Source organism: Kocuria rosea, from assembly GCF_006094695.1.
GTDB lineage: Bacteria > Actinomycetota > Actinomycetes > Actinomycetales > Micrococcaceae > Kocuria > Kocuria rosea.
The window spans coordinates 1,049,220-1,070,486 of sequence record NZ_CP035103.1; the positions used below are offsets into that span (position 1 = coordinate 1,049,220).

Genomic DNA, 21,267 nt, shown 5'->3' on the forward strand with positions numbered 1-21,267 from the left:
ACGTCTCCGCCCCGCCTGCTCGAGCCCCGCCGCTCGTCCCCGATCGAAGGACCCCCGTGACCACCATGACCTCCCGGACCGCCGACAGCTCCCAGACCACCCAGAACACCGTCCTGGTGGCCGTGTTCGCCGCCCTCATCGCCGCCCTGGGCCTGGTGCCCCCGATCACGGTCGGGATCATCCCGGTGCCCATCACGCTGCAGACCCTCGGGGTGATGCTCGCCGGTGCGCTGCTCGGGCCGGTGCGCGGGATGCTCTCCGTCGTCGTCCTGCACGCCCTGGTGCTGGCCGGGCTGCCGCTGCTGGCCGGAGGCCGGGGCGGGCTCGGGGTGTTCCTGGGCCCGACCGGCGGCTACCTGGTGGGATGGATCCCCGCGGCCCTGGTCATCGGGGCGCTGGTGCAGTACTGGGCGATCCGGCGCACCGGCCGCACTACCCGCTTCGCCGCGGTCCTGCTGAGCGTGGTCGTGGGCGGCATCGCGGTGATCTACGCCTTCGGCATCCCGTGGACGGCCGTGGTCACCGGGCTGCCGCTGTCCACCTCCGCCCTGGGCGCGCTCGTGTTCATCCCCGGGGACCTGCTCAAGGCGGTCGTGGCGACCCTGGCCGCGATCAACGTCCACCGCAGCTACCGCCGGCTCCTGGGCGGGGCGCCCACCGCCCGCTGACGACAGGGGAGCGCCACTCGCCGGCAACCGTCATCCATGACCCACTGCCGCACCCGCAGCGTGAGACCAGCACCGAGGACGAGGACATGCCCTTTCTGGACCGCCTGACCCGCTGGGCCGCCGAACGCCCGCGGGAACTCGCCGTCACCTGCGGGGACGAGCGGCTGAGCTGGGGCGATCTGCGCGCTGCGGCCGCGGCCCTGGCCGCCTCGGGCGAGCCCACGGGGATCCTGCGACAGGCCAACGGCACGGACTTCGCCGTCCGGTGGGCCGCCGGGGTGGCCGAGGAACGCGTGTGCGCCGTCCTGGACCCGTCCTGGCCGGAGGACCTGACCGCGCAGGTGCGGGAGCGTTGCGCGGCGCGCCTCCCCGCCGATCCAGCCCCGGCGGAACTGCGCGACGGCGACCTCGCCTCGGCCTTCCTGATCGGCCTGACCTCGGGCACCACGGCCCTGCCCAAGGGCTTCCAGCGCAGCCGCGCCTCCTGGCGGCGCTCGTTCGAGGCCTCCGCGGAGCACTTCGGTCTGGGCCCCGAGGACCGCGTGCTGGCTCCCGGCCCCCTGGCGGCGAGCCTGAACCTCTACGCCCTCTCCGAGTGCCTCCACGCCGGGGCCGGCTTCGTGACCCTGCCGGGCTTCGACGTGGCCGCCGCCCACGCCGCGATCACCGGGCACGGGGTCACCCGCCTGGTGCTGGTGCCCACGATGCTGCGGGTGCTCGCTCAGCGAGGCCTGGCCTCCGGTGCCGACGCGAGCGGTGTCACGGCGATCGTGTGCGCCGGGCAGAAGCTGGATCCCACCACGTTCGCGGCGGCTCGGCGCTGGGCCCCGCAGGCCACGATCTGGGAGTACTACGGTGCCGCCGAGCTCGGCTTCGTCGCCGCCCGCTGCCACCGCCCGGGCGAGCCCGCCGAGATGCCCTCCGAGGATTCCGGCACCGCGGTGGGGGCGGCGTTCCCCGGCGTGGAGGTGGCCGTCCTGGACGAGGCCGGGAACCCCTTGCCGGAGGGCGTGACGGGCACGATCTGCGTGCGCTCGGACCTGGTCTGCGACGGCTGCCTCTGGGACGACGACGGCCAGGGCTTCGACCGGCTCGGCGGCCTGCACACGGTGCGGGACCAGGGCTTCCTCCGCAACGGGCACCTGCACGTGCTGGGGCGGGCGGCGGAGATGATCAACACCGGCGGGTACAACGTCTATCCGCACGAGGTCGAGGCAGCCCTGGCCCTGGTGCCCGGAGTGGCCGACGTCGTCGTCGCCGGTCTTCCCGACGACGCCCGCGGTCAGCGGATCGTGGCCGGGATCGTGCCCACGGCCGACCGGCCGGACCGTGCTCGGATCCGGGCCGGGCTGGAGAGACGGCTGTCCCCGGCCAAGCGCCCGCAGCAGTACTGGGAGCTCCGGGAGCTGCCGGTGACCGCGAACGGCAAGCTCAGCCGCGCGGTGTTCCGCGACTGGATCCTCGAAGGAGACGCCCGTGTCCGACCGCTCGGCTGAGGCCCCCGTGCTGGTGCTGGGCCGGCGCACGCCCCTGGCGCGCGCCGGGACCCTGCTCGAGGGCGTGCCCGTCCACCGGCTGCTGGCCCCGGTGCTCCGCTCCCTGCTGGCGGACTCGGGCCTGGATCCCGCCCGGCTCGCCGACGTGGTCGTGGGCAACGCGGTGGGCGCCGGCGGCAACCTGGCCCGGCTCGCCGCCCTCGAGACCGGTCTGCCGCTGTCCGTGCCGGGACTGACCGTGGACCGGCAGTGCGGCTCGGGTCTGGACGCCGTGGTGCTGGCCTGCCGGCTCGCCCAGGCCGGGGCGGGCCGGGCCTTCCTCGCCGGCGGGGCGGAGAGCATCAGCACCGCACCGCTGCGCGGACGACGACGCGCGGACGGGGGAGTCGAGTTCTACCGCCGCGCCCAGTTCGCCCCGGAGCACCTGGGCGATCCCGACATGGGCGAGGCCGCCGAGACGGTCGCCCGCGAGCACGGGATCGGCCGCGAGCGCCAGGACGCCTTCGCGCTGCGCAGCCACCGGCGGGCGCTGGCCGCCGCGGAGGCGGGGGCCTTCGAGGACGAGCTGGTGCCGGTCACCGGACCCCGGGGTGAGGCGCGGGCCGACAACGGCCCGCGCCGGGCGCTGAACGCCAAGCTGCTGGCACGCTTCCCGGCCGTGTTCGCGGCCGGCGGGACGGTCACGGCCGGCAACTCCTGCGGGGACGCCGACGGCGCGGCCGCCGTGCTCGTCACCGACCCGGCCACGGCCCGAGCTCTGGGCCGGCGGGACGGGCTCGTCTTCCGCGGTGCGGTGACGGTCGGGGTGGACCCGGCGCGGCTGGGCATCGGCGCCGCCGTGGCCGCCCGGCAGCTGCTGGCGGAGCAGGGCGTGGCGGTGGAGGAGCTGGCGGCGGCCGAGTTCAACGAGGCCTTCGCCGGACAGGTGCTGGCCTGCATGGACCTGCTCGGCCTCGACGAGGAGGTGCTCAACGCCGAGGGCGGCGCCCTGGCCCTGGGCCACGCCTACGGCGCCTCCGGGGCGGTGTCCGTGGTGCGCCTGCTGTCCCGGTCACGGGCTCTGCCCACCGGGAGCCTGCTGCTGGCGATGATCAGCTCCGCCGGCGGCATCGGCACGGCGGCCCTGTTCGAGAAGGTCGCGCTCTGACCGGAGCGAGTGCGCCCTGGACGTCAAGCCGTGCCCCGGCCGAGGAGGTGCGCGCCGGCCGGGACGAGAAGCTCCGCCGGCCGCGTGCCGCTCAGCGCGAGCGCTGCGCCGCCGCGAGCTCCGCGTCGTCCAGGGCGGGGTAGGACGGCCCGTGCTCGCCGAGCACGGTCACGCCGCGCCGCACGTTGTAGTACACGTCCCGCAGCGTCCAGCTGCGCAGGGCCGTGCGCTCGCGCCGCGGGACGGACTGCCGGCCCACGGTGGCGAACACGAAGAGCAGCGCCAGGAGGTAGAGTCCGCCGACCATGAGGAGCTCCTTCTCGCGACCATCGTCGCGTAAGGGTCTAAACTGTTGATGACACTCACGCTAGCCGTGGAAGGGATAAGTAGTCAAGTGCATTTTGCCTATGACACTGAAGACGTGCTCGAGTCCGACGTGGCGCTGATGAACACCGCGCCGGGGGCCTCCCGCTCCGGGGAGGACGAGCTGGTGACCACCGCGCAGCTGCGGGCCCTCCTCGAGCAGCACGGCTGGTCGGGGCGCTTCGACCGCGACGAGCACGAGCTGGCCGAGGTGCGCGAGGTCCGGGGCGAGCTGCGGCGGGTCTGGGCCCTGGGCCGGGACGCCATGGTGGACGCGGTCAACGCCGTGCTCGATACCACCGAGCTCGCCCCGCACCTGGCCCGGCACGACGGGAAGGACTGGCACCTGCACGCCTCGCCCTCGGACGCGCCCCTGGCCGCCCGGCTGCGTCTGGAGACGGCGTTCGCCCTCGTGGACGTGATCCGGGCCGACGAGACGGAGCGGCTGCGGGAGTGCGGGGCCGAGGACTGCGACGGGGTGCTCCTGGACCTCTCCCGCAACCGATCCAAGCGCTTCTGCAGCCAGCGGTGCGCCAACCGCACCAACATGACCGCCTACCGCCGTCGGCAGGCCTCCGACACCGACGAGCGCCCGGACTCCGCCGCCGGGGCGTGAGCCGGCCCGGCTGACGGGCCGGCGCGGCGGGCGGAGCGTCGTCGTCGTTCGTCACGGACCGCGCCGCCGGACGCCTATTTCCATGATTTCCTATCGAGTCCTTCCTAAGCTGACGGGGTGAAGGAATCCTCGCTCGTCGCCGTCGTGTTCGTCGCCGCCCTCGCCCTGGGCGGCGGCACCCTCGCGGCCCAGATCTCCTCCCAGCCCGACGAGGAGGTCCAGGCCGCGCCGCTGCCGATGTGCACCGTGCTGGACCGGTCCGAGCTGGAGCCGGAGACCGGCGCCCTCTACGGCGTGAACCTCGACTGGGACGACAAGCCGCTGGGCGACTACGCCGACCGGCTCGGCCACCGGCCCGCCGTGTCTGTGTCCTTCACGGGGTTCCCGTACGACGAGCGCGGGCACGACCACCTGCGGATGGCCGCGGACCAGATCCGGACCGACGGCCAGATGATGCTGCTGACGCTCGAGCCCGAGGGCGGGCTCGCCGAGGTCACCGACGAGGCCGTGCGGGAGCTGACGGCCGACCTCGCGGCGATCAACGACTCCGGCGTGCCGGTGGTCGTGCGCTTCGCCCACGAGATGAACGGCTCCTGGTACGCCTGGGGCCACCAGCCGACCGCCTACGTGGAGGCCTATCGGCGGGTGGCGGACGCGGTGCACGAGCACGCCCCCGGCTCGGCGATGATGTGGGCCCCGAACTACGGGGGCGGCTACCCGTTCGCTGGCGGGCAGCACGAGGCCGAGCCCGGCAGCGCCGACTTCGCGGCCCTCGACACCGACGGGGACGGCGCGCTGACCATGGCCGACGACCCGTACGCCCCCTACTACCCGGGGGACGACGCCGTGGACTGGGTGGGCATGTCCCTGTACCACTGGGGTGACCAGCACCCCTGGGGCGAGAACGAGCTGCCCGAACCCGGCAAGTTCGCCGCCCAGCTCACGGGCGCCTACTCCGGCGCCGGCGGCGACGACCGCGCCGTCCCCGACTTCTACGCCGAGTACGGGCAGCGGCGCGGCAAGCCCGTGGCCATCCCGGAGACCGCCGCCCTGTACAACCCGGCGCAGGGCGGTGCCGACGAGCTGGCGATCAAGCAGGCGTGGTGGGGCCAGGTCTTCGACGAGTCGATTCCCCAGGACTTCCCGCAGCTGAAGATGATCAGCTGGTTCGAGTGGGACAAGCACGAGGTCGAGATCGACGGGCCGGTGGACTGGACGGCCACCAACACCGCCGCCGTCCGGGACGCCTTCACCGCGGATCTGCCCGATTGGTTGCACTGGGGCCCGGAGGAGAGCTGCACCCCGGCCGGTTCCTGACCCGCCTGCGGTCGGGGCGCGGCAGGAGCACACTGGGTCCATGAGGATGATGCTGCTGACCGCGGGCACCCGCGGCGACGTGGAACCGTTTGCCGCCCTCGCCCGTTTCGCCGCCGGCCACGGCCACGACGTCCGCCTGGGCCTCCCCGACTCCTCCGGCGTGGACCTGTCCGGGCTGGACACCGTCAGCCTGGAGGTGGACTTCCATCGGCTGGTCCAGGAGCACGGGATCTCGCCGTGGACGGCCGTGCGGCACTTCCGCACCGAGGTGGGCCCCGGGATGCGCCGGATGCTGGCCGCCGCCGTGCGGGAGACGCTCGCCTTCGCGCCGGACGTGGTGGTCCACCATCCCAAGGTGCTCACGGCGCCCGCGGTGGCGCAGGCCCTCGGCGTCCCGCACGTGGTGGTGGAGGCCGTTCCCGTGCTCACCCCCACCCGGCAGTTCCCGGCGCCCGGCGTGGTGAACCGGGACCTCGGCCCGTTCAACCGCGCCACCTACGCGGTGGCCCGCGGTGCCGAGCGGATGTTCCGGCGGGACATCGACCGGGCGTGCGCCCAGCTGCCCGGCGGCCGGCCGGCCGCCGTTCCCGCCCCGGCGGCCACCCTGCTGCCCATCAGCCCGCAGCTCCTGCCGCGCCCGGACGACTGGCCGGCCTCCGTGCACCTCACCGGGTCCTGGCACGCCGACGCCCCGGTGCCGGAGCCCGATCCCGCCGTGCGCGAGTTCCTCCGGGGCGGGCCCTACCTCGTGGCGACCTTCGGCTCCATGGCGTCGGGGGACCCGCTGGCTCGGGGGAGGGCGGTGGTGGAGAGCGCCCGCGCCCACGGACTGCGCACCCTGCTGCTCACCGGGTGGGGTGGCCTCGCGCTGCCGGACGACCTCCAGGGCTCCCTCCGGGACGACGTGTTCGCCATGCCGTCCCTGTCCCTCGACGCGGTGCTGCCCGATGCGGAACTGGCCATCCACCACGGCGGGGCCGGGACCGTCCACACCGTCGCCCGCGCCGGCGTCCCGCACGTGGTGGTCCCGTTCCTGGCCGACCAGCCGTTCTGGGGCCGGCAGCTCCACGGGCTCGGCCTCGCCGCCGCGCCGATCCCGCAGAAGAAGCTGACGGCCGAGCGGCTCACCGCGGCGATCGGCGACGCCCTCGGATGCCGCCCCGCCGCCGAGCGGGTGGGCCTCGAGGTACGGAAAGAGCGCGGATTGGAGGCCGCGCTGTCCGTGCTCACCTCCTGCTGAGCTTCGGAAGCCGCCCACCCGGTGTAGTTTGCTTTTGAGAATGCACAGCTGCCCGGCCCCGCGCCCGGGGCACCGAGTGGCAAGGACACACATGGACGCCGACGAGCGGGCAGAACGCACCGCAGCAGGGGAGCGGTTGCGCGCCATGGCCCGCACCCAGGTGCGGGACGGAGCAGAGGGGGCTCAGGAGCTGGAGCATGCCCTTGCCTTCCTCGGGGAGCTCGACCTCCGGACGCTGCGGGAGATCGAGCGTGAGCTCGCCCGTCCGGACAGCATGATCGCCGGCCCGGCTGTGGGAACTCACGGGGGTCTCACCGCATTCCTGGGCACGCGCTACGCCGCGGCGTTCCCCGCGTCCCGATACCGCCCGAGCACACCGGTCCCGCAGATCCGGGCCCGCCTGCTGGACACCCTGGTGTTCCGGGAGATCCGGACAGCCCACGGAGGCACGATGTTCGACCGTTCCGTGCGTGGGGTTCAGGGCGCTCTGGAGCTGTCCCCGCGCGACAGTCTCGCGGAGACGGGCTTCCCCGAGTACGGAGCGGCGGCCGTGTTCCTGCTGCTCGACGTCGCGGCGTCCTTCGCGACCGTGCAGCTCAGCAAGACCTCCGCCCACATCACCGCGTCCATGGGCTACTCCGGCATGGACGCCTACGCTGACGCCCTCGACGCCTGCCACTTCATGACCGCGGCCTTCGCCAGGCACCTCCTGCGGTCCCCACCGGATCCCGACAAGCTGGTGACCATGGCGGTGCGCGGGCGGCTGGACGGCTACGGCATCTCGCCCACGGATCTCGACGGCGACCGGCTGCGCACCGAACTCTCGAAGCTCCGGGACCGACTGCCTGAGCTGAGCGGTCCGTACTCCTCCTGGGGACCCGCCGGGGACGCCGTCTGCCGTCAGCCCCCGGACACCGCCGGACGGGAGGACGACGCGCGACAGTCCTTCAGCGTCTCCCGGCGCCCGGGCCGTCCCCGGACTGCCGGCGAGGCCGAGCAGCACCACCTGTCCCGCAAGGACTGGTCCTGGTGGGTGTGCGGGCACCGGGCTCAGCTGGCGCCGGTGCTGGCGATTGCCGCGATCGCGATCTTCTGGTGGTCGGCGCGGGCGTCCGCACTGGAGCTCTCGGGCAGGCTCATCGTGCTCGCGGGCCTGATGGGCGCCATCGCCGGCGCCGCACTGGCCGCTCTCCTCGGCTCCCGGGCGCAGGCCTTCTTCCGGGCGGCCGAGGGGCTCAGTATGTATACGGTGCTGCAGGGTCGGCGCGACGCGCAGTTCCTGCGCTCCTTGCGGACGCTGCGCCCGGACCTCTTCATCGGTGCCCGCCACGCTGGTTTTCCCCGGCTCGTCACCGTGGTGGTCGGGCGCAACGGCGTGCTGTTCCTGGGCCGTGGCGCGCGTCCTTCTGTGGTCGCGGCGTTCCACTGGTTGCACGTCCCGCGGATCACTGCCCCCGAGGACCCACCCGGGACACCCCGCCGGCGAGCGCACCGGGTGGCCTTCGAGGTCCGCAGAGAAGGGGCCGACGTCGTGCTCGGCCTCCCGCTCGAGCGGGCGAAGGTGGCCTGGACGCGACGCAGCTACCTCGAGAACAAACCGCTGGAGGCGGTGCTCTCGCTCCTGCAGGGCCTGCGGCGCACCTGGGCGCTGCCCCCGCTCGGCGCACGCCATCACGGTGACAACGCGGACACCTCCGAGCGTCTGCGCCTGCTGAGTGGCGCCGACGAGCTGGCCGGCACCCGTTGGGAACAGGAGGCCATCGACTGGGAGTTCGGCCCCCGCCCGCCGCTGGAGCTCGCCGGTGCCGCCGCGGCACGCCGTGAACAGCTGTTGCTGGGAATGGTCGTCGTGGTCATGGCACTCGGATGCGTGTTCGTCCCGCCACTGCTGTCCTGGCTCGTCAACTGATCTCAGAAGCCTACCGGCCGAAGGGCTCAGCCGCCTCGGAGCGAGTTTTGCCCTGTCACCACGAAAGAGAACAAGTCGGTGCTTCTGTGCGCTGTATTTCTCGAGAATTCCGGTCCGGTCTTCTTGAGCTGAGTTTCGTGAATTCCGCAATGGCCGATTGACGTGCCACAACACCGGGAGAGTCGATTGCTCGGTTAGTCTCTCTCCCGTACAGGACCCCTGAATAGGGGACGGTTGCACACCCGGGCGTCAGTCGAAGCGCCCACGGACCGGAGGAGCGCCTTCGTGGAGCCCATGCTCGGAACAGCACCCCTCTGGTTGGCGCTCACCGCCGGTCTCGTCGGCGCTGTGGTGGGGTGGTTCCTGCCCCGAGTGATCCTCCGCTATAGCCCCGTCACGGACGAGCCTGCCTCTGCACCATCCCGTCCACTGCTGGTGGCTGCAACGGCCGCGCTCCTCGTTCTCGTGGCCGCGTTCTTCGGGCTGAGCTGGCAACTTCCGGCGTACTCGTTCTTCGCGGCGGTCGCAGTGGTCCTGACCGTGATCGACCTGCGCCACCACCTCCTGCCCAATGCCGTGGTGCTGTCGGCACTGGGTATCGGGTTCGTGCTGCTCGCGCTCGCCGCCACAGGGGAGAGCGCCTGGGGTGCGCTGCTGCGCGCCGTACTGGGCGCCCTCGCGCTGTTCGTCCTCTATCTCGTGCTGGCACTCATCTCGCCGGCCGGCCTCGGCATGGGGGACGTCAAGCTCGCCGCCGTGCTGGGCCTGTTCCTGGGGTTTCAGGGGTGGGGGGCTCTGTTCGTGGGGGCGGTGCTGGCGTCCGTGGTCGGCATGGTGGTGGGGCTCGCAGTCCTGGCGTCCCGCCGCGGTGGTCTGCGCAGTGACGTCCCATTTGGCCCGTCGATGCTCGCCGGCGCTCTGGTGGCCGTCGTATGGGGCGAACTGCTGGCGCGGGAGTACCTGCTGCCGGGCCTCTACTGACGCCGTTCGGGGGACAAACCTCCTGCAGCCCAGCTTCATGCAGATGAATGGAGTCTACCACTAGGCATTACGTCCATTTTTGACGTCCCCCAAAGTGCATGCATCTGGATGCTTGTGTGTTTGCGATCGCGACGGCTATCTTTTCTACAGGTCGGTAGGCAAGTGGCAGACAGATCCCGCAAGACGCGAATGCCAGGGCTCGTTCTCCGACTCAACCCCCTTATTTCTCTCATCGTGAGGACACACCATGCTGCCCATTCTCGTCACCCTGCAGTACGTCGCCGACACCAAGAACTCCATCGTGGACCGCCTCACCCGTGAGGAAAAGGGTGCCACCGCCGTCGAGTACGGCCTGATCGTCGGCCTGATCGCCGTGGCGATCATCGCTGTGCTCATCGCTCTCGGCGGAGATCTCCGGGAGCTCTTTGGCCGCATCAGCGCCGGGGTTGACGGCGCTGGCGTCTGACTTTCGCACGATGTGTCGGTGCGCCGTGGCTCCTTTGCATGAAGGATCGCGGCGCACCGCCATTGGAGCCGATGACACCACGGAATACTCCGCATATGTTCCTGTTGAGACTCCATTTCAATCTTCAATTTCATCAAACGAAAGACACAATTGTGAGCCGTTGGCGCTCGGAGCGCGGTGCAGCCGCTGTGGAGTTTGCTCTCGTCGTACCGGTCCTCCTGGCCCTGCTGCTCGGCATCGTCGAATTCGGCCGGGCGTACAACGTCCAGATCAGCGTGACCCATGCAGCCAGGGAGACTGCTCGTCATATGGCAATCCACCAAGAGTGGGGCGATGCAGTGACCCAGGGCATTTCGGCAGCCCCGGCTGTTGCGCTGGATGAGTCGAACTTCGTCCTGTCTCCCGATAGCTGTGACGACCTGCCCGACGCCGAGGTTGTCGTCAGCTATCCGCTGGAGACCCTCACCGGCATTGCCGATGGTCTGACGCTCAGGGGAGAGGCGGCCATGCGATGCGGCGGCTGATTGATCATCTGCGCCGTGCTCGGGAAGTGCATCGGGCGAACGGTGAGCGCGGTGCCGTGGCTGTCATGACGGCCGTCGCCCTGGTGGTGCTGCTCTTCTTTGCGGCACTGGCGATCGACGTGGGGCTTATGTATGAGGAGCGTGCGCAGCTGCAGTCCTCCGCTGACGCGGCGGCGCTTGCCCTGGCGCAGGACTGTGCGGCCGGCGACCCGTGTCAGCCAGACACCATGCTGGCGCGCGCGGAGCAATACGCTACCGCGAACGTGCGTGACGCCACCGTCGACGTAGACCAGCCGGTCAAAACCGGTAACAAGGTCAAGGTCGCGGTGCACTCCCTGGACTCCGACGGCGCCGGCTCCCTCGCCTTGAATTTCGGGTTCGTCACCGGGCGTGAGGAGGCCGCTGTCGGTGCCACAGCCACTGCTTCCTGGGCGGCGCCGTCCCGAGGTCCAGCGATCTTGCCGATCATCATTTCTCGCTGCGACTTCAACTTGGAGAGCGGCCCGCAACTCATCCACATGCATGGCAAGGGGAAAAACGCCCTCACTAGCGCATCGAATCAGGTGCTCGGCACAGTGGAAGTGCTCCCTGCCAGCAACCGAATGGCAATGATCCCCATCGCCAATGACAACGGCAATAACAACAACGGCCACAACAACGGCACCGGCAACGGCAACAACAACGGCAACAACAACGGCAACAACAACGGCAACAACAACGGCAACAACGGCAACGGCAACAGCACCCCAGTGCCCACACCCGACCCGACTCCAACGTCTGCGCCCGACTCCGAAGAGGAACTGGAGACGGGCACGTCGGAATGTGACATCATCCGCCCGAGCTCCGGAGCCAGGCTGCCAGGGGGTTTCGGAACCATCGATCCGGATACGGGACTCGGGGCCGACGGTTGCCGTGCCACCGTCGCGATCGGTGACCGCGCATCCTCCGAACCTGGCGCAAGTTTTCCCAACGCGTGCGACACCGTCCTGGACAGCTATAAGAGAAGGACTGTGCTGCTCCCCATTTACCGGGACTTGGGAGGCCAGGGCACCAACGGGTGGTACGAGGTCGACGGTTGGGCAGCGTTCACACTTTTAGGCTGGCGCTTTCCGTCCAACGAATGGGATGCCGACCCATTGGACGGTGTTTCGTGCAACGCTCCCTGCACCGGGATCATCGGCGAGTTCCAACGCTTCGTCACGCTCGACCAAGGACAGTTCGACCTGCCGGACGAGGACGATCCCTTGTCGCCTGAATACGGTGCGGTCGTTGTTGGCCTCAAGGAGTGAAGTGACCACTAACCCCCCGCCTGCACCAGCGGCACGCCGAGCAAACTCTGTCCCTTCGACATCGGGAAGAACACCGTGAAGATCCGCATCATCGCCGGCTTCGTGATGGCCGTGCTGGCCCTCGCCGGCCTCGTTCTCGTCACCACCTATGTCGGCGCAGCCGACGCCCGCGCCCTGAACGAGCAGGAGCCCCGCGAGGTCTACCTCGTCACCGCACCGATCCCCGAGGGCACCCCCGTGGAGGAGTTCGGCGAGTTCGTGGCCCTGCACACGGTTCCCGCCGCGGTCGTGCCTGACGGCGCCCTGTCCTCCCTGGGCGACCAGAGCGGAAAGGTTGCCAGCGTCGACCTGCAGCCGGGCGAGCAGCTGCTCGACTCCCGGCTGGTCGACCCCCAGGCGCTGGAGGCCCCGGGCACCGTGCCGGTCCCGGACGGGCTGCAGGAAGTCACCATCCAGCTGGATGCGCCTCGTGTGGTCGGCGGCCAGCTGACGGCCGGGGAGCACGTCGGCTTCTTCGTCTCCTTCGAGGGCGACGACAGCCGTGCGTCCCGCACGTCCAAGGACCTGGACAAGATTCTCGTCACCTCGGTGCAGGGCGCGCCGACCGCAGCCGCTTCCGCCGAGGGAGAGGCAGCAGCAGAGGGCGCCGGCAACGAGGCGCCTGCAGTGCCGGAAGGTTCGATGCTCGTCACCTTCGCCGTGAACGCAGACACCGCCGAGAAGATCGTCTACGCCTCCGAGTTCGGCCGGATCTGGCTCTCGCTCGAGCCCGAGGACGCCGAGGAGAACGCCAACGGCGCCACGCGGGAGGACTTCTCATGAGCCGCCTGCTCCTGGTCACCGGCGACCCCGCCTACGACGCCCACTTCCGCCAGGCCGTCCAGGGCCGGTTGCCCGGGGAGGTGCAGACCGTGCTCGGTACGGCGCTGCCTGGCACCCCGGACGAACTGCTCGGCCGCTCCGTCGGCGAACTGCCTACGGTAGTCGTGCTCGGCCCGGGGCTGGACCTCTACGAAGCCCTGCGGCTGGGGGGCGTCTTCGACATCCAGCGACCCGAGGTCGCCCTCGTCCTCGTCGTGCCCGCGGACATGTCCTTGGCCGTGGCGGCCATGCGCGCCGGCTTCCGCGACGTCCTCGACCTCGACGCCGACGTCGACGGCATCCTCGCCACGCTGTCCCGCGTCCTGGACAGCGCCGAGTCCCGTCGCCGCGTCCTGCCCTCCGGCGGCCCGGCCACCGGGAGCCTGCACGCCGTGCCGTCGGCCCGGCGCGACGACTCCCGCACGATCGTCGTGACCTCGCCCAAGGGCGGGGTCGGCAAGACCACGGTGGCCACGAACCTGGCGGTGGGACTGGGGCGGATCGCACCCATGAACACGGTGATCGTGGACCTGGACGTCCAGTTCGGGGATGTCGCCGCCGCGCTCAGACTCGCTCCCGAGCACTCGCTGACCGAGGCGGTGACCGGCCCCGCCGTCGACGACGGCCTCGTGCTCAAGACCTTCCTCACCGTCCACCCCGCCTCGATCTACGCCCTGTGCACCCCGGCCAACCCGGCCGAGGGCGAGCTCGTGGGCGGCGCCCAGGTGGCGCACCTGCTCGAGCAGCTCTCCGGACAGTTCCAGTACGTCGTCGTCGACACGGCTCCGGGCATGGGCGAGCACGCGCTCGCCGCTCTCGAGGCGGCCACCGACGTCGTCTTCCTCACCGGCATGGACGTCCCCGGCGTGCGCGGGCTGCGCAAGCAGATGGACCTGCTCGGGGAGCTCGACCTGGTGCCGCCCAGCGCGCAGGTGGTGGTCAACGGCGCCGATCGCAACACCGGGCTGTCGGTGCAGGACATCGCGGCCACGATCCGCGCCTCCGTCGATCACGAAATCCCGCGCTCCCGCATGGCCGCCTACGCCACCAACCGCGGCGAGCCCCTGCTGCTGCACGCTCCCAAGGACAAGGCCGCCCGGCAGCTCCAGGTCCTCGTCGACTCGTTCGTCCCCAATCGCTCCGCCCCTCGGCGGGGCCTGTCACGGAAGGCTCTGGTCCGCTCGTGAAGCTCGCCGAACGCCTCGCCGCCGCCCGCGGCGAAACCCTTCCCCCCTCCTCGTCTGCTTCCGTGCCCCCAGCGGAGCGGCCCGTCGACTCCCCGCTCTCGTCCGATATCGGGGCTGCCCCCGCGACGTCCGAGGAGTTTCCGCCGGCGTCCGACGACGCCCCGTCGCTGAGCTCACTCGTGCTGACTGCCCCCGTCCCGGAGGCTCCGGCCGAGCCGGCGCCACGCGCCCAGGTCGGCAAATTCGACGCCCTCGCCGGACTGAAGCACCGGGTCAAGCAGGAGCTCCTGGACCGCATCGGCTCCCGGCAGTCGGACTCGAGCCTGTCGGACGTGCAGCTCAAGGACTTCGCCACCAAGGAACTGACGCGCATCGTGGCCGAGGAACAGGTTCCGATGTCCTCCGATGAGCGCATCCGGCTGATACGCTCCGTCAGCGACGACGTGCTCGGCTACGGTCCTCTCCAAGTGCTGCTGGACGACGACTCGGTCACCGAGATCATGGTCAACGGTCCCGACCAGATCTTCATCGAGCAGAAGGGCAAGGTGACCCTCTCGGAGTCGACCTTCGCCACCGAGCAGGATCTGCGCCACGTCATCGAGAAGATCGTCACGCAGGTGGGTCGGCGCATCGACGAGTCCTCGCCGCTCGTCGACGCGCGTCTTCCGGACGGCTCCCGCGTCAACGCGGTCATCCCGCCGCTCGCGGTCAAGGGCTCCTCCCTGACGATCCGCAAGTTCGCCAAGGACCCGCTGACCGTCGAGGACCTCATCCGCTTCGGGTCGGTCTCCCCGCAGATGGCCGAGCTGCTGCGCGCGTGCGTCGAGGCGCACCTGAACATCCTGGTGGCAGGCGGTACCGGTACCGGCAAGACCACGATGCTCAACGTGATGTCCTCGTTCATTCCGCACGGCGAGCGGATCGTGACCATCGAGGACGCCGTGGAGCTTCAGCTGCAGCAGGAGCACGTGGTGCAGCTCGAGTCCCGGCCGGCCAACATCGAGGGCCGGGGCGAGATCACCATCCGCGACCTGCTCAAGAACTCCCTGCGCATGCGTCCGGACCGAATCGTGGTGGGGGAATGCCGTGGCGGCGAGGCCCTGGACATGCTGCAGGCCATGAACACCGGCCACGACGGATCCCTGTCCACCATCCACGCCAACTCTCCTCGCGACACCATCTCGCGCCTGGAGACTCTGGTCATGATGGCCGGCATGGATCTGCCGCAGCGGGCGATCCGCGAGCAGATCGCCTCGGCCATCCACGTGGTGGTCCAGCTCTCGCGTCTGCGCGACGGCACCCGTCGGGTCACCCACATCACCGAGATCCAGGGCATGGAGGGTGAGACCGTGACCCTGCAGGACGCCTTCCTCTTCGACTGGGACGCGGGTGTGGACCCCCGCACCGGGCGGTTCCGCGGCACCACCCGCTCCACCGGGGTGCGGCCACGGTTCGTGGACAAGTTCGAGGACTACGGCATCAAGCTCCATCCCTCCGTTTTCGACCCGGGGCGACGCTGATGGCACCGCTGCTGGTCGGCGTCGGACTGCTCGTCCTCGCCGGGCTGCTCGGGCTGTTCGTGGTCTTCCGCTCGCGCACGCCGCGGCTGCCCATGGACCGGCGCCGGCCGCCGCGGGGTCCCCGGGAACTGGAGTCCTCGCAGCTGTCCCGGCTCTCCGGAGTGACCACCGAGGCCGTCTCCGAGTTCCTGGAGCGCCGAGGGTGGACGCGCAAGGTCGCCGCCGCCCTGGAGAACGCCGGCATCAAGTCCTCGCCGGCCGACTTCCTCGTGCTGGTCGTCGTCGGAGCGGTGGTCGCGGCGGCGGCCGGAACGCTCGCCGGGGGACTGCTGCTCGGACTGCTGCTCTTCCTGGCGACCCCGTTGGTCGCCAAGGTGCTCGTCGGCGTGATGACAGACCGGCGCAAGCGCATCTTTGCCGACCAGCTCGACAACACCCTCCAGCTGTTCTCCGGATCGTTGCGAGCAGGCCACTCCCTCCTGCGAGCGGTCGACGCGGTGGCCAAGGAGTCGCAGGCCCCGACCTCCGAGGAGCTGACGCGGATCGTCAACGAGACCCGGCTCGGCATGGATCTGGACGCCTCGCTGGACCAGGCCGCCAAGCGCATGGGGTCCGACGACTTTTCCTGGGTTGCCCAGGCGATCGGCATCCATCGCGAGGTCGGCGGTGACCTCGCCGAGGTGCTCGATCGCGTGGCGGGCACCATCCGCGAGCGGAACCAGATCCGACGCCAGGTCAAGACGCTCTCGGCCGAGGGAAAGATGTCCGCCTACATCCTCATGGCTCTGCCCGTGCTGATCGCCGCGATCCTGTCCCTGATCTCGCCCGAGTACATCTCCCAGTTCCTCACGAGCGGGTTCTTCGGCTACGCGATGATCTTCGTTGCCCTGCTGATGTTCGCGATCGGTGGATTCTGGATGTCGAGGATCGTCAAGATCAAGTTCTGATCCATCATTTTCCCGAAGGACGTTCCATGACCCCCCTCCTCTTCGGCATGCTGCTCCTCGCCGGCGCCGCAGGCCTGGCCATCTGGCTCGCCGTCGGCGTGCGCTGGGGCGGCGACCGGCTGGTCCGCCAGAATCTGCGCATCGGCTTCGGCGCCACCGAGGCCGAGATGATCCGCGACGCACCGGACTTCGGCTGGGCCAGCCGGTTCACCACCGGCAACGGCAAGGAGCGGCTCGAGACTCTCTACTCCAAAGCGGGCCGGCCTGCGGACTGGCCGGTCGCCCGCCTGATGGCCTGCAAGGTCTACGCCATGGGCGCCGCCCTCCTGGTGGGACTTCTGCTCCTGGCCATGACGAGTGGCAACGGCATGATCCTGCTCATCGTGCTGGTCATGGTGCCGGTGGGCTACTTCCTGCCGGAGCTGCTGCTGTACAGCCGGGGCATCGAACGGCAGAAGGCGATCGGCCTCGAGCTCGCTGACACCCTCGACCAGATGATGATCGCAGTGGAAGCCGGCCTCGGCTTCGAGTCCGCCATGGCCCGCGCCGGGCACAACGGGAAGGGCCCGCTCGCGGAGGAACTCGTGCGCACCCTGCAGGAGATGCGTGTGGGCATCCCACGCCGCGACGCCTACCTCGCGCTCGAGCAGCGCACCGACGTCCCCGACCTGCGGCAGTTCACGCGTGCCGTGATCCAGGCGGACGCCTACGGCATCTCCATCGCCACGGTGTTGAGAACCCAGGCGAACGAGATGCGCACCAAGCGACGTCAGCGGGCCGAGGAAGCGGCCCAGAAGATCCCCACGAAGATCCTCATCCCACTGATGCTGTTCATCCTCCCGGTGCTGTTCCTCACCGTGCTGGGCCCCACCGTGCTCAACGTCATGAAGATGTAGTCGGATGCCGATCAACAACTCTGCGCCCTCCCCAGGAAGAACCGCCACCGGACGCACAGCGCTGTCGATCGTCCTCGCCGCGGTCGCGCTCTTCGCCGTCGGCCTCTTGGTCCTGCCCTGGCTGATCGGCAGTGCGGCGGCCGGATTCGGCGGGGACGTCCAGCACAGTGAACCCACCTCGGTGAGTGCCCCCGGCCCAGAGAACACCGCGTCACTCGCGGCGGACGACGCCCGGGCCGCCGGTGACCCGGGGGACCACCCCGCGGTACGGGGCCCGGAGACCTGCGGGGACCTGTCCTCTCGGGCGCGGGTCTGCTCCCCGTCGATCGGCATCGACGCGGCGCTCGAGTCCATGGGACAGGACGACGCCGGGAACATGGCGGTGCCCACCTACGAGGACCGTGCGGCGATCGGCTGGTACTCGGTCTCCGCCCCGATCGGCGGTGAGCGGGGCAACGCGGTGCTGGCCGGTCACGTGGACTATCCCTATGACGCTCCCGCGCTGGCCACGCTCTACACGGCGCAGCCCGGGCAGAAGCTCTGGGTCTCCGACGGGACCGGGGGAGTGTTCTCCTACACCGTGACCACGGTCCGGGAGCCGACCCCTCGGGACGCCCCGCCGCGGGACATCTTCGCGCTGACCGGCGACCCCGGGTTGTCCCTGATCACCTGTTCGGGCGACTACGTCCAGCCGGACGGAGGGCCGTCCTGGTCGTACACGAACAACCTCATCGTGGACCTGGCCCTCGATCCCGTGACCGCCCCCGTTCCGTGACGCCGCCGTCGAGCGGCCCGTCCCCACTTGTGCGCACACCAGACGTCGCACAGCGACTTCCCCGGACACCGACCCCTCCATGCAATTACATTGGTAAAGATCGGCCGGCCGCCCACCGGCCTGCCGACCCCCTCACGATCCCCCCAGGAGTTCCCATGTCCTCTCTCCCTCCCGCTCGCCGCGCGCGGCTCCTCGCGGTGGCGGCGCTGACCGGCACCACGGCGGTGACCGGAGCGCTGGTCGGCGCGACCCCGGCGGTGGCCGTGCCCGTGGCGATCGAGGAGAACCTTGTCGGGGTCCTGGAGGGAAACCCGGCCACCGGCGCCGAGTCGTTCTTCGTTCCGGTGCAGCTGACCGACGGCAACACGGCCTACGGCATCCACGAGGACCAGCCACTGGCCCCCGTCGGAGAGCTCGTGCTGGACGACGAGGGCTACGCCGTCGCCGAGCCCTTCGACGACCCGGCCGCCGGGTGGGAAAACGTGGTGGGCGAGAAGGTCGACGACAACCCGGTCTACTGGGAGCCGGAGAACGCCGCGCTGGCCGGTTACATCCTCTCGGTCTTCGGTCCCACGGAGGACTCGGATGAGGCGCTGGCCGTGCACTGGGCCGTGCGCTCCCTCTCGACGGCTGAGCTGCCCCAGCCGGACGGGCTCGAGCCGTGGCACCTGGACCGAGCGGCGTTCCTGATCGAGGACGCCCGCGAGAACGTCCCGGCGCTGACGCCGCAGGACGGCTACCGGGTCTCCGTGTCCTTCGCGCCGGACGGCCGGCCCGAGACGCTGCTCGTCACGGTGCCGGAGTCCTACTACTTCACGACCGTCACCCTGTCGGGGCCGGTCACCTTCGCGGACGGGACGACGACACGGACCGTCGCCGGCGGCGAGCGGGAGCAGCGCCTGGAGCTCGCTGTGCCGGCGGGAGTCACGGATGGCGAGCTCACCGCCGAGCTGACGGCGACCATGCCCTCGACCGAGCTCACCGTCCTGGCCGACGACCAGTACCGCGACCTGCTCATCGCGGGTCAGGAGCGCACGGTCGATTGGACTGCGAGCGCCGGGTTCGAGATCGACGCCCCGACCGCGCCGGAGGAGGAGGTCACCGACGAGGAGACCACGCCCCCGGACGACGACGGAACCGGGGACGCGCCGGTCGATCAGGACACGCCCACCGGCAACGACACTGACGACGATAGAGACGTCGACGGCATCAGCGGTCCCGGCAGCGACACGGACTCCGGCGACGGCGCGACCGGACCGGACGCCGAGCCGGCGGTCCGGGATGGCGGTGCCCCTGTCCTCGAGGTCGTGACCGATGCCGCCGCCGAGCAGAAGCTCACGGCGACCCTCGAGGCCTTCGTCCTGTTCGACGAGCAGACCACCACCTCCACGGAGGTCGTCACGGAGACCACCATGACGGCCGGGGGAGCGGCGTACGCGGAGTCGGCCATGGCCAACACCGGCATGGGCGCAGCCCCTGCGGCCGGTGAGCGCAGCGCGATGACCTCGGTGATCCTCGTCGTGGTCGCCGTCGGCGCCGGCCTCGGCGCCTGGCTGCTGCGCCGACACCCGGCGACCACCTCGGATCGGTCCGCCTGATGTTCACCTCCGTCCCAGTTCTCCGGGAGATCTCGATGAGCCGCACCACTCGCACCGTCGTCGTCGCGTCCCTCGCGCTCGCCGCCCTCACCGGCTGCGGCGGTGCCGCGGCCGAGGCGAAGGGCGCGCACACCTACGAACCCCTGCCGCCGCTCAGCACCGCGACGCCGACCACCAGCCCGGCGCCACAGCCGACGTCCCCGGCGGCGCCCGAGTCCTCTCCCGCCCCGACGGCAGAGGCACCTGCAGACCCTGCCGCCCCTGCCGCAGGGACGGCCCAGGCGGCCGCCCCGGTCGGCGGCACGGCAGGCACGAGCATCACCGGGCAGACGCCCGTTGCCGGGTCCTCATTCGCCCTCGGACAGGCACCTGCCGCTGTGGCGGGGCCGGTGGGTGGTGGCATGCCGGTCCAGGCGACGGAGCGGAGGTCGACCAGCACCACGACGACCACGTCGACGACGATCGAGGCCGGTCTCAAGCTCGTGGTCACCTGCGAGGGGCTGTGCATGCTGGCTGACCTCGCCGCGCCGGAGCTGACCGGGCAGGACGGAGCGTTCTCCGAGGACCTCCTGCGGCAGGCACTCGAGAAGGAGCTGCGTGGGCAAGGCGGCGACCAGCAGCAGCTGACCGACGACCTGCTCGAGCAGCTCATGCAGGATCAGTGGGCTCTGGCCGAGCGGGATCTCGAGGGCGGGGACGAGAAGCTGGTCTTCTCCTCGGCCCGGAAGTAGGTTCGCGCCGTCCGGAGCGCAGTCATCCGGCGGGACGGCGCGGTCAGCGTTGCCACAGCACACGACGACGCACCCGCCCTTGACGAGGGCCGGGTGCGTCAATGTCACTCAGGCGGGCACGGCCGCCCAGTGCACGGCGAAGCACGCCGTGGCGGCCATCGAGTACAGCCATACGGAGGCCTCGCGGGTCCACGGCACCTTCTTGGTCATGGCAGAGCTGATGACCGCGGCGATGATCAGTCCGACGCCCAGCCAGAGGGACCAGTCGGTGAACTGCTGGAGGACGGCGCCCAGGACGCCGGTGCCGGCGTCGTCGAGGACACGATCGATGTCGAGATTCATGGTGAGAACTCCCCCCGGAGCTGACGAACGTTCCGGGCGCCCCCATGACGCCCGCGACGACAGGGGTGCGGCAGCGGCGGCGGGGGAGTGGAGGATCAGCCGGTCCCCGCGCCGCCGGGCGGGCACGCCCTGACAGTGCCGAGCCTATTCGATGAATTTGCAAATGCATCGGCGGAGAGCGTCGCTTCTTGCGGGGACAGCGGGCCCCGCGTGAAGTGGGGATCGGGACATGCGAAAGGCCCCGGACCGACTGGTCCGGGGCCTTTCGCTGGTGGTCGGGATGACAGGATTTGAACCTGCGACCTCGTCGTCCCGAACGACGCGCGCTACCAAGCTGCGCCACATCCCGTGAAGCATCCGGTCTCAGCCGGAAACAACTGCTCCATCATAGCCA

The 21,267-nt window shown here is 70.6% G+C and carries 21 protein-coding genes and 1 tRNA gene; 19 read left to right on the top strand and 3 right to left on the bottom strand.

All coding sequences use genetic code 11. The features are described from left to right. Positions 1 to 65: 65 nt before the first annotated feature. The 3 genes from EQG70_RS04845 (at position 66) to EQG70_RS04855 (ending at position 3,311) form a co-directional block, all read left to right on the top strand. Complete coding sequence (locus tag EQG70_RS04845) at positions 66 to 668, top strand: biotin transporter BioY (RefSeq protein ID WP_167508942.1); 603 nt, start codon at positions 66 to 68, stop codon at positions 666 to 668. An 86-nt stretch (positions 669 to 754) separates the two neighbouring features. Continuing rightward, on the top strand, positions 755 to 2,164 hold the full coding sequence (locus tag EQG70_RS04850) for a class I adenylate-forming enzyme family protein (RefSeq protein ID WP_109268191.1): 1,410 nt from the start codon (positions 755 to 757) through the stop codon (positions 2,162 to 2,164). Next, a complete protein-coding gene (locus tag EQG70_RS04855) occupies positions 2,145 to 3,311 on the top strand; it encodes a thiolase family protein (RefSeq protein ID WP_109268190.1) in 1,167 nt (388 codons plus the stop codon). Before EQG70_RS04850 ends, EQG70_RS04855 begins: the two co-directional genes overlap by 20 nt. A 91-nt stretch (positions 3,312 to 3,402) precedes the next feature. Here the strand turns inward: EQG70_RS04855 and EQG70_RS04860 are convergent, their stop codons facing one another. Further along, on the bottom strand, positions 3,403 to 3,618 hold the full coding sequence (locus EQG70_RS04860) for a hypothetical protein (RefSeq protein ID WP_095651175.1): 216 nt from the start codon (positions 3,616 to 3,618) through the stop codon (positions 3,403 to 3,405). 138 nt (positions 3,619 to 3,756) lie between these two features. Here EQG70_RS04860 and EQG70_RS04865 point away from each other — a divergent pair, with 138 nt between their 5' ends. The 16 genes from EQG70_RS04865 (at position 3,757) to EQG70_RS18085 (ending at position 20,531) form a co-directional block, all read left to right on the top strand. Continuing rightward, a complete protein-coding gene (locus EQG70_RS04865; RefSeq protein WP_109268259.1) occupies positions 3,757 to 4,290 on the top strand; it encodes a CGNR zinc finger domain-containing protein in 534 nt (177 codons plus the stop codon). Between the two features lie 117 nt (positions 4,291 to 4,407). Then, the gene (locus EQG70_RS04870; protein ID WP_109268189.1) at positions 4,408 to 5,607 is read left to right on the top strand and encodes a glycoside hydrolase family 26 protein; all 1,200 of its coding nucleotides are present in this window, start codon (positions 4,408 to 4,410) and stop codon (positions 5,605 to 5,607) included. Between the two features lie 40 nt (positions 5,608 to 5,647). After that, positions 5,648 to 6,847 carry a glycosyltransferase gene (locus EQG70_RS04875; protein ID WP_244296661.1) on the top strand — a complete coding sequence of 400 codons (1,200 nt, stop codon included), beginning with the start codon at positions 5,648 to 5,650 and terminating at the stop codon, positions 6,845 to 6,847. A gap of 91 nt (positions 6,848 to 6,938) precedes the next feature. Beyond that, positions 6,939 to 8,756, top strand: coding sequence for a hypothetical protein (locus EQG70_RS04880; RefSeq protein WP_109268187.1), 1,818 nt, complete (start codon positions 6,939 to 6,941; stop codon positions 8,754 to 8,756). A gap of 294 nt (positions 8,757 to 9,050) precedes the next feature. Beyond that, the gene (locus EQG70_RS04885; protein ID WP_244296714.1) at positions 9,051 to 9,737 is read left to right on the top strand and encodes a prepilin peptidase; all 687 of its coding nucleotides are present in this window, start codon (positions 9,051 to 9,053) and stop codon (positions 9,735 to 9,737) included. A 247-nt stretch (positions 9,738 to 9,984) separates the two neighbouring features. Further along, complete coding sequence (locus EQG70_RS04890; RefSeq protein ID WP_208746254.1) at positions 9,985 to 10,203, top strand: Flp family type IVb pilin; 219 nt, start codon at positions 9,985 to 9,987, stop codon at positions 10,201 to 10,203. Positions 10,204 to 10,298: 95 nt separating this feature from the next. Further along, the gene (locus EQG70_RS04895) at positions 10,299 to 10,727 is read left to right on the top strand and encodes a TadE/TadG family type IV pilus assembly protein (protein ID WP_167508855.1); all 429 of its coding nucleotides are present in this window, start codon (positions 10,299 to 10,301) and stop codon (positions 10,725 to 10,727) included. Continuing rightward, positions 10,715 to 12,016: a pilus assembly protein TadG-related protein gene (locus EQG70_RS18290; RefSeq protein ID WP_208746256.1), complete on the top strand. Its 1,302-nt coding sequence runs from the start codon at positions 10,715 to 10,717 to the stop codon at positions 12,014 to 12,016. Before EQG70_RS04895 ends, EQG70_RS18290 begins: the two co-directional genes overlap by 13 nt. Positions 12,017 to 12,091: 75 nt before the next feature. Then, a complete protein-coding gene (cpaB, locus tag EQG70_RS04905) occupies positions 12,092 to 12,838 on the top strand; it encodes a Flp pilus assembly protein CpaB (protein WP_244296663.1) in 747 nt (248 codons plus the stop codon). Next, positions 12,835 to 14,064 (top strand): CpaE/TadZ family protein, encoded by a 1,230-nt coding sequence (locus tag EQG70_RS04910; RefSeq protein WP_109268184.1) that lies wholly within the window; start codon positions 12,835 to 12,837, stop codon positions 14,062 to 14,064. The genes cpaB and EQG70_RS04910 overlap by 4 nt, the downstream gene beginning before the upstream one ends. Then, on the top strand, positions 14,061 to 15,584 hold the full coding sequence (locus EQG70_RS04915; protein ID WP_167508856.1) for a TadA family conjugal transfer-associated ATPase: 1,524 nt from the start codon (positions 14,061 to 14,063) through the stop codon (positions 15,582 to 15,584). The genes EQG70_RS04910 and EQG70_RS04915 overlap by 4 nt, the downstream gene beginning before the upstream one ends. Continuing rightward, the gene (locus EQG70_RS04920; protein ID WP_109268182.1) at positions 15,584 to 16,531 is read left to right on the top strand and encodes a type II secretion system F family protein; all 948 of its coding nucleotides are present in this window, start codon (positions 15,584 to 15,586) and stop codon (positions 16,529 to 16,531) included. The genes EQG70_RS04915 and EQG70_RS04920 overlap by 1 nt, the downstream gene beginning before the upstream one ends. Positions 16,532 to 16,557: 26 nt before the next feature. Further along, the gene (locus EQG70_RS04925; protein WP_109268181.1) at positions 16,558 to 17,427 is read left to right on the top strand and encodes a type II secretion system F family protein; all 870 of its coding nucleotides are present in this window, start codon (positions 16,558 to 16,560) and stop codon (positions 17,425 to 17,427) included. Between the two features lie 4 nt (positions 17,428 to 17,431). Further along, positions 17,432 to 18,202: a class F sortase gene (locus EQG70_RS04930; protein ID WP_109268180.1), complete on the top strand. Its 771-nt coding sequence runs from the start codon at positions 17,432 to 17,434 to the stop codon at positions 18,200 to 18,202. 155 nt (positions 18,203 to 18,357) lie between these two features. Beyond that, positions 18,358 to 19,800: a hypothetical protein gene (locus tag EQG70_RS04935; protein ID WP_109268179.1), complete on the top strand. Its 1,443-nt coding sequence runs from the start codon at positions 18,358 to 18,360 to the stop codon at positions 19,798 to 19,800. A 35-nt stretch (positions 19,801 to 19,835) separates the two neighbouring features. Then, positions 19,836 to 20,531 (top strand): hypothetical protein, encoded by a 696-nt coding sequence (locus EQG70_RS18085; protein ID WP_167508857.1) that lies wholly within the window; start codon positions 19,836 to 19,838, stop codon positions 20,529 to 20,531. A gap of 108 nt (positions 20,532 to 20,639) precedes the next feature. Here EQG70_RS18085 and EQG70_RS04945 read toward each other — a convergent pair whose 3' ends face one another. Both EQG70_RS04945 and EQG70_RS04950 read right to left on the bottom strand, forming a co-directional pair. Further along, on the bottom strand, positions 20,640 to 20,873 hold the full coding sequence (locus EQG70_RS04945; RefSeq protein ID WP_109268178.1) for a hypothetical protein: 234 nt from the start codon (positions 20,871 to 20,873) through the stop codon (positions 20,640 to 20,642). A gap of 272 nt (positions 20,874 to 21,145) precedes the next feature. Then, positions 21,146 to 21,222 (bottom strand) — tRNA-Pro (locus EQG70_RS04950). Between the last annotated feature and the right edge of the window lie 45 nt (positions 21,223 to 21,267).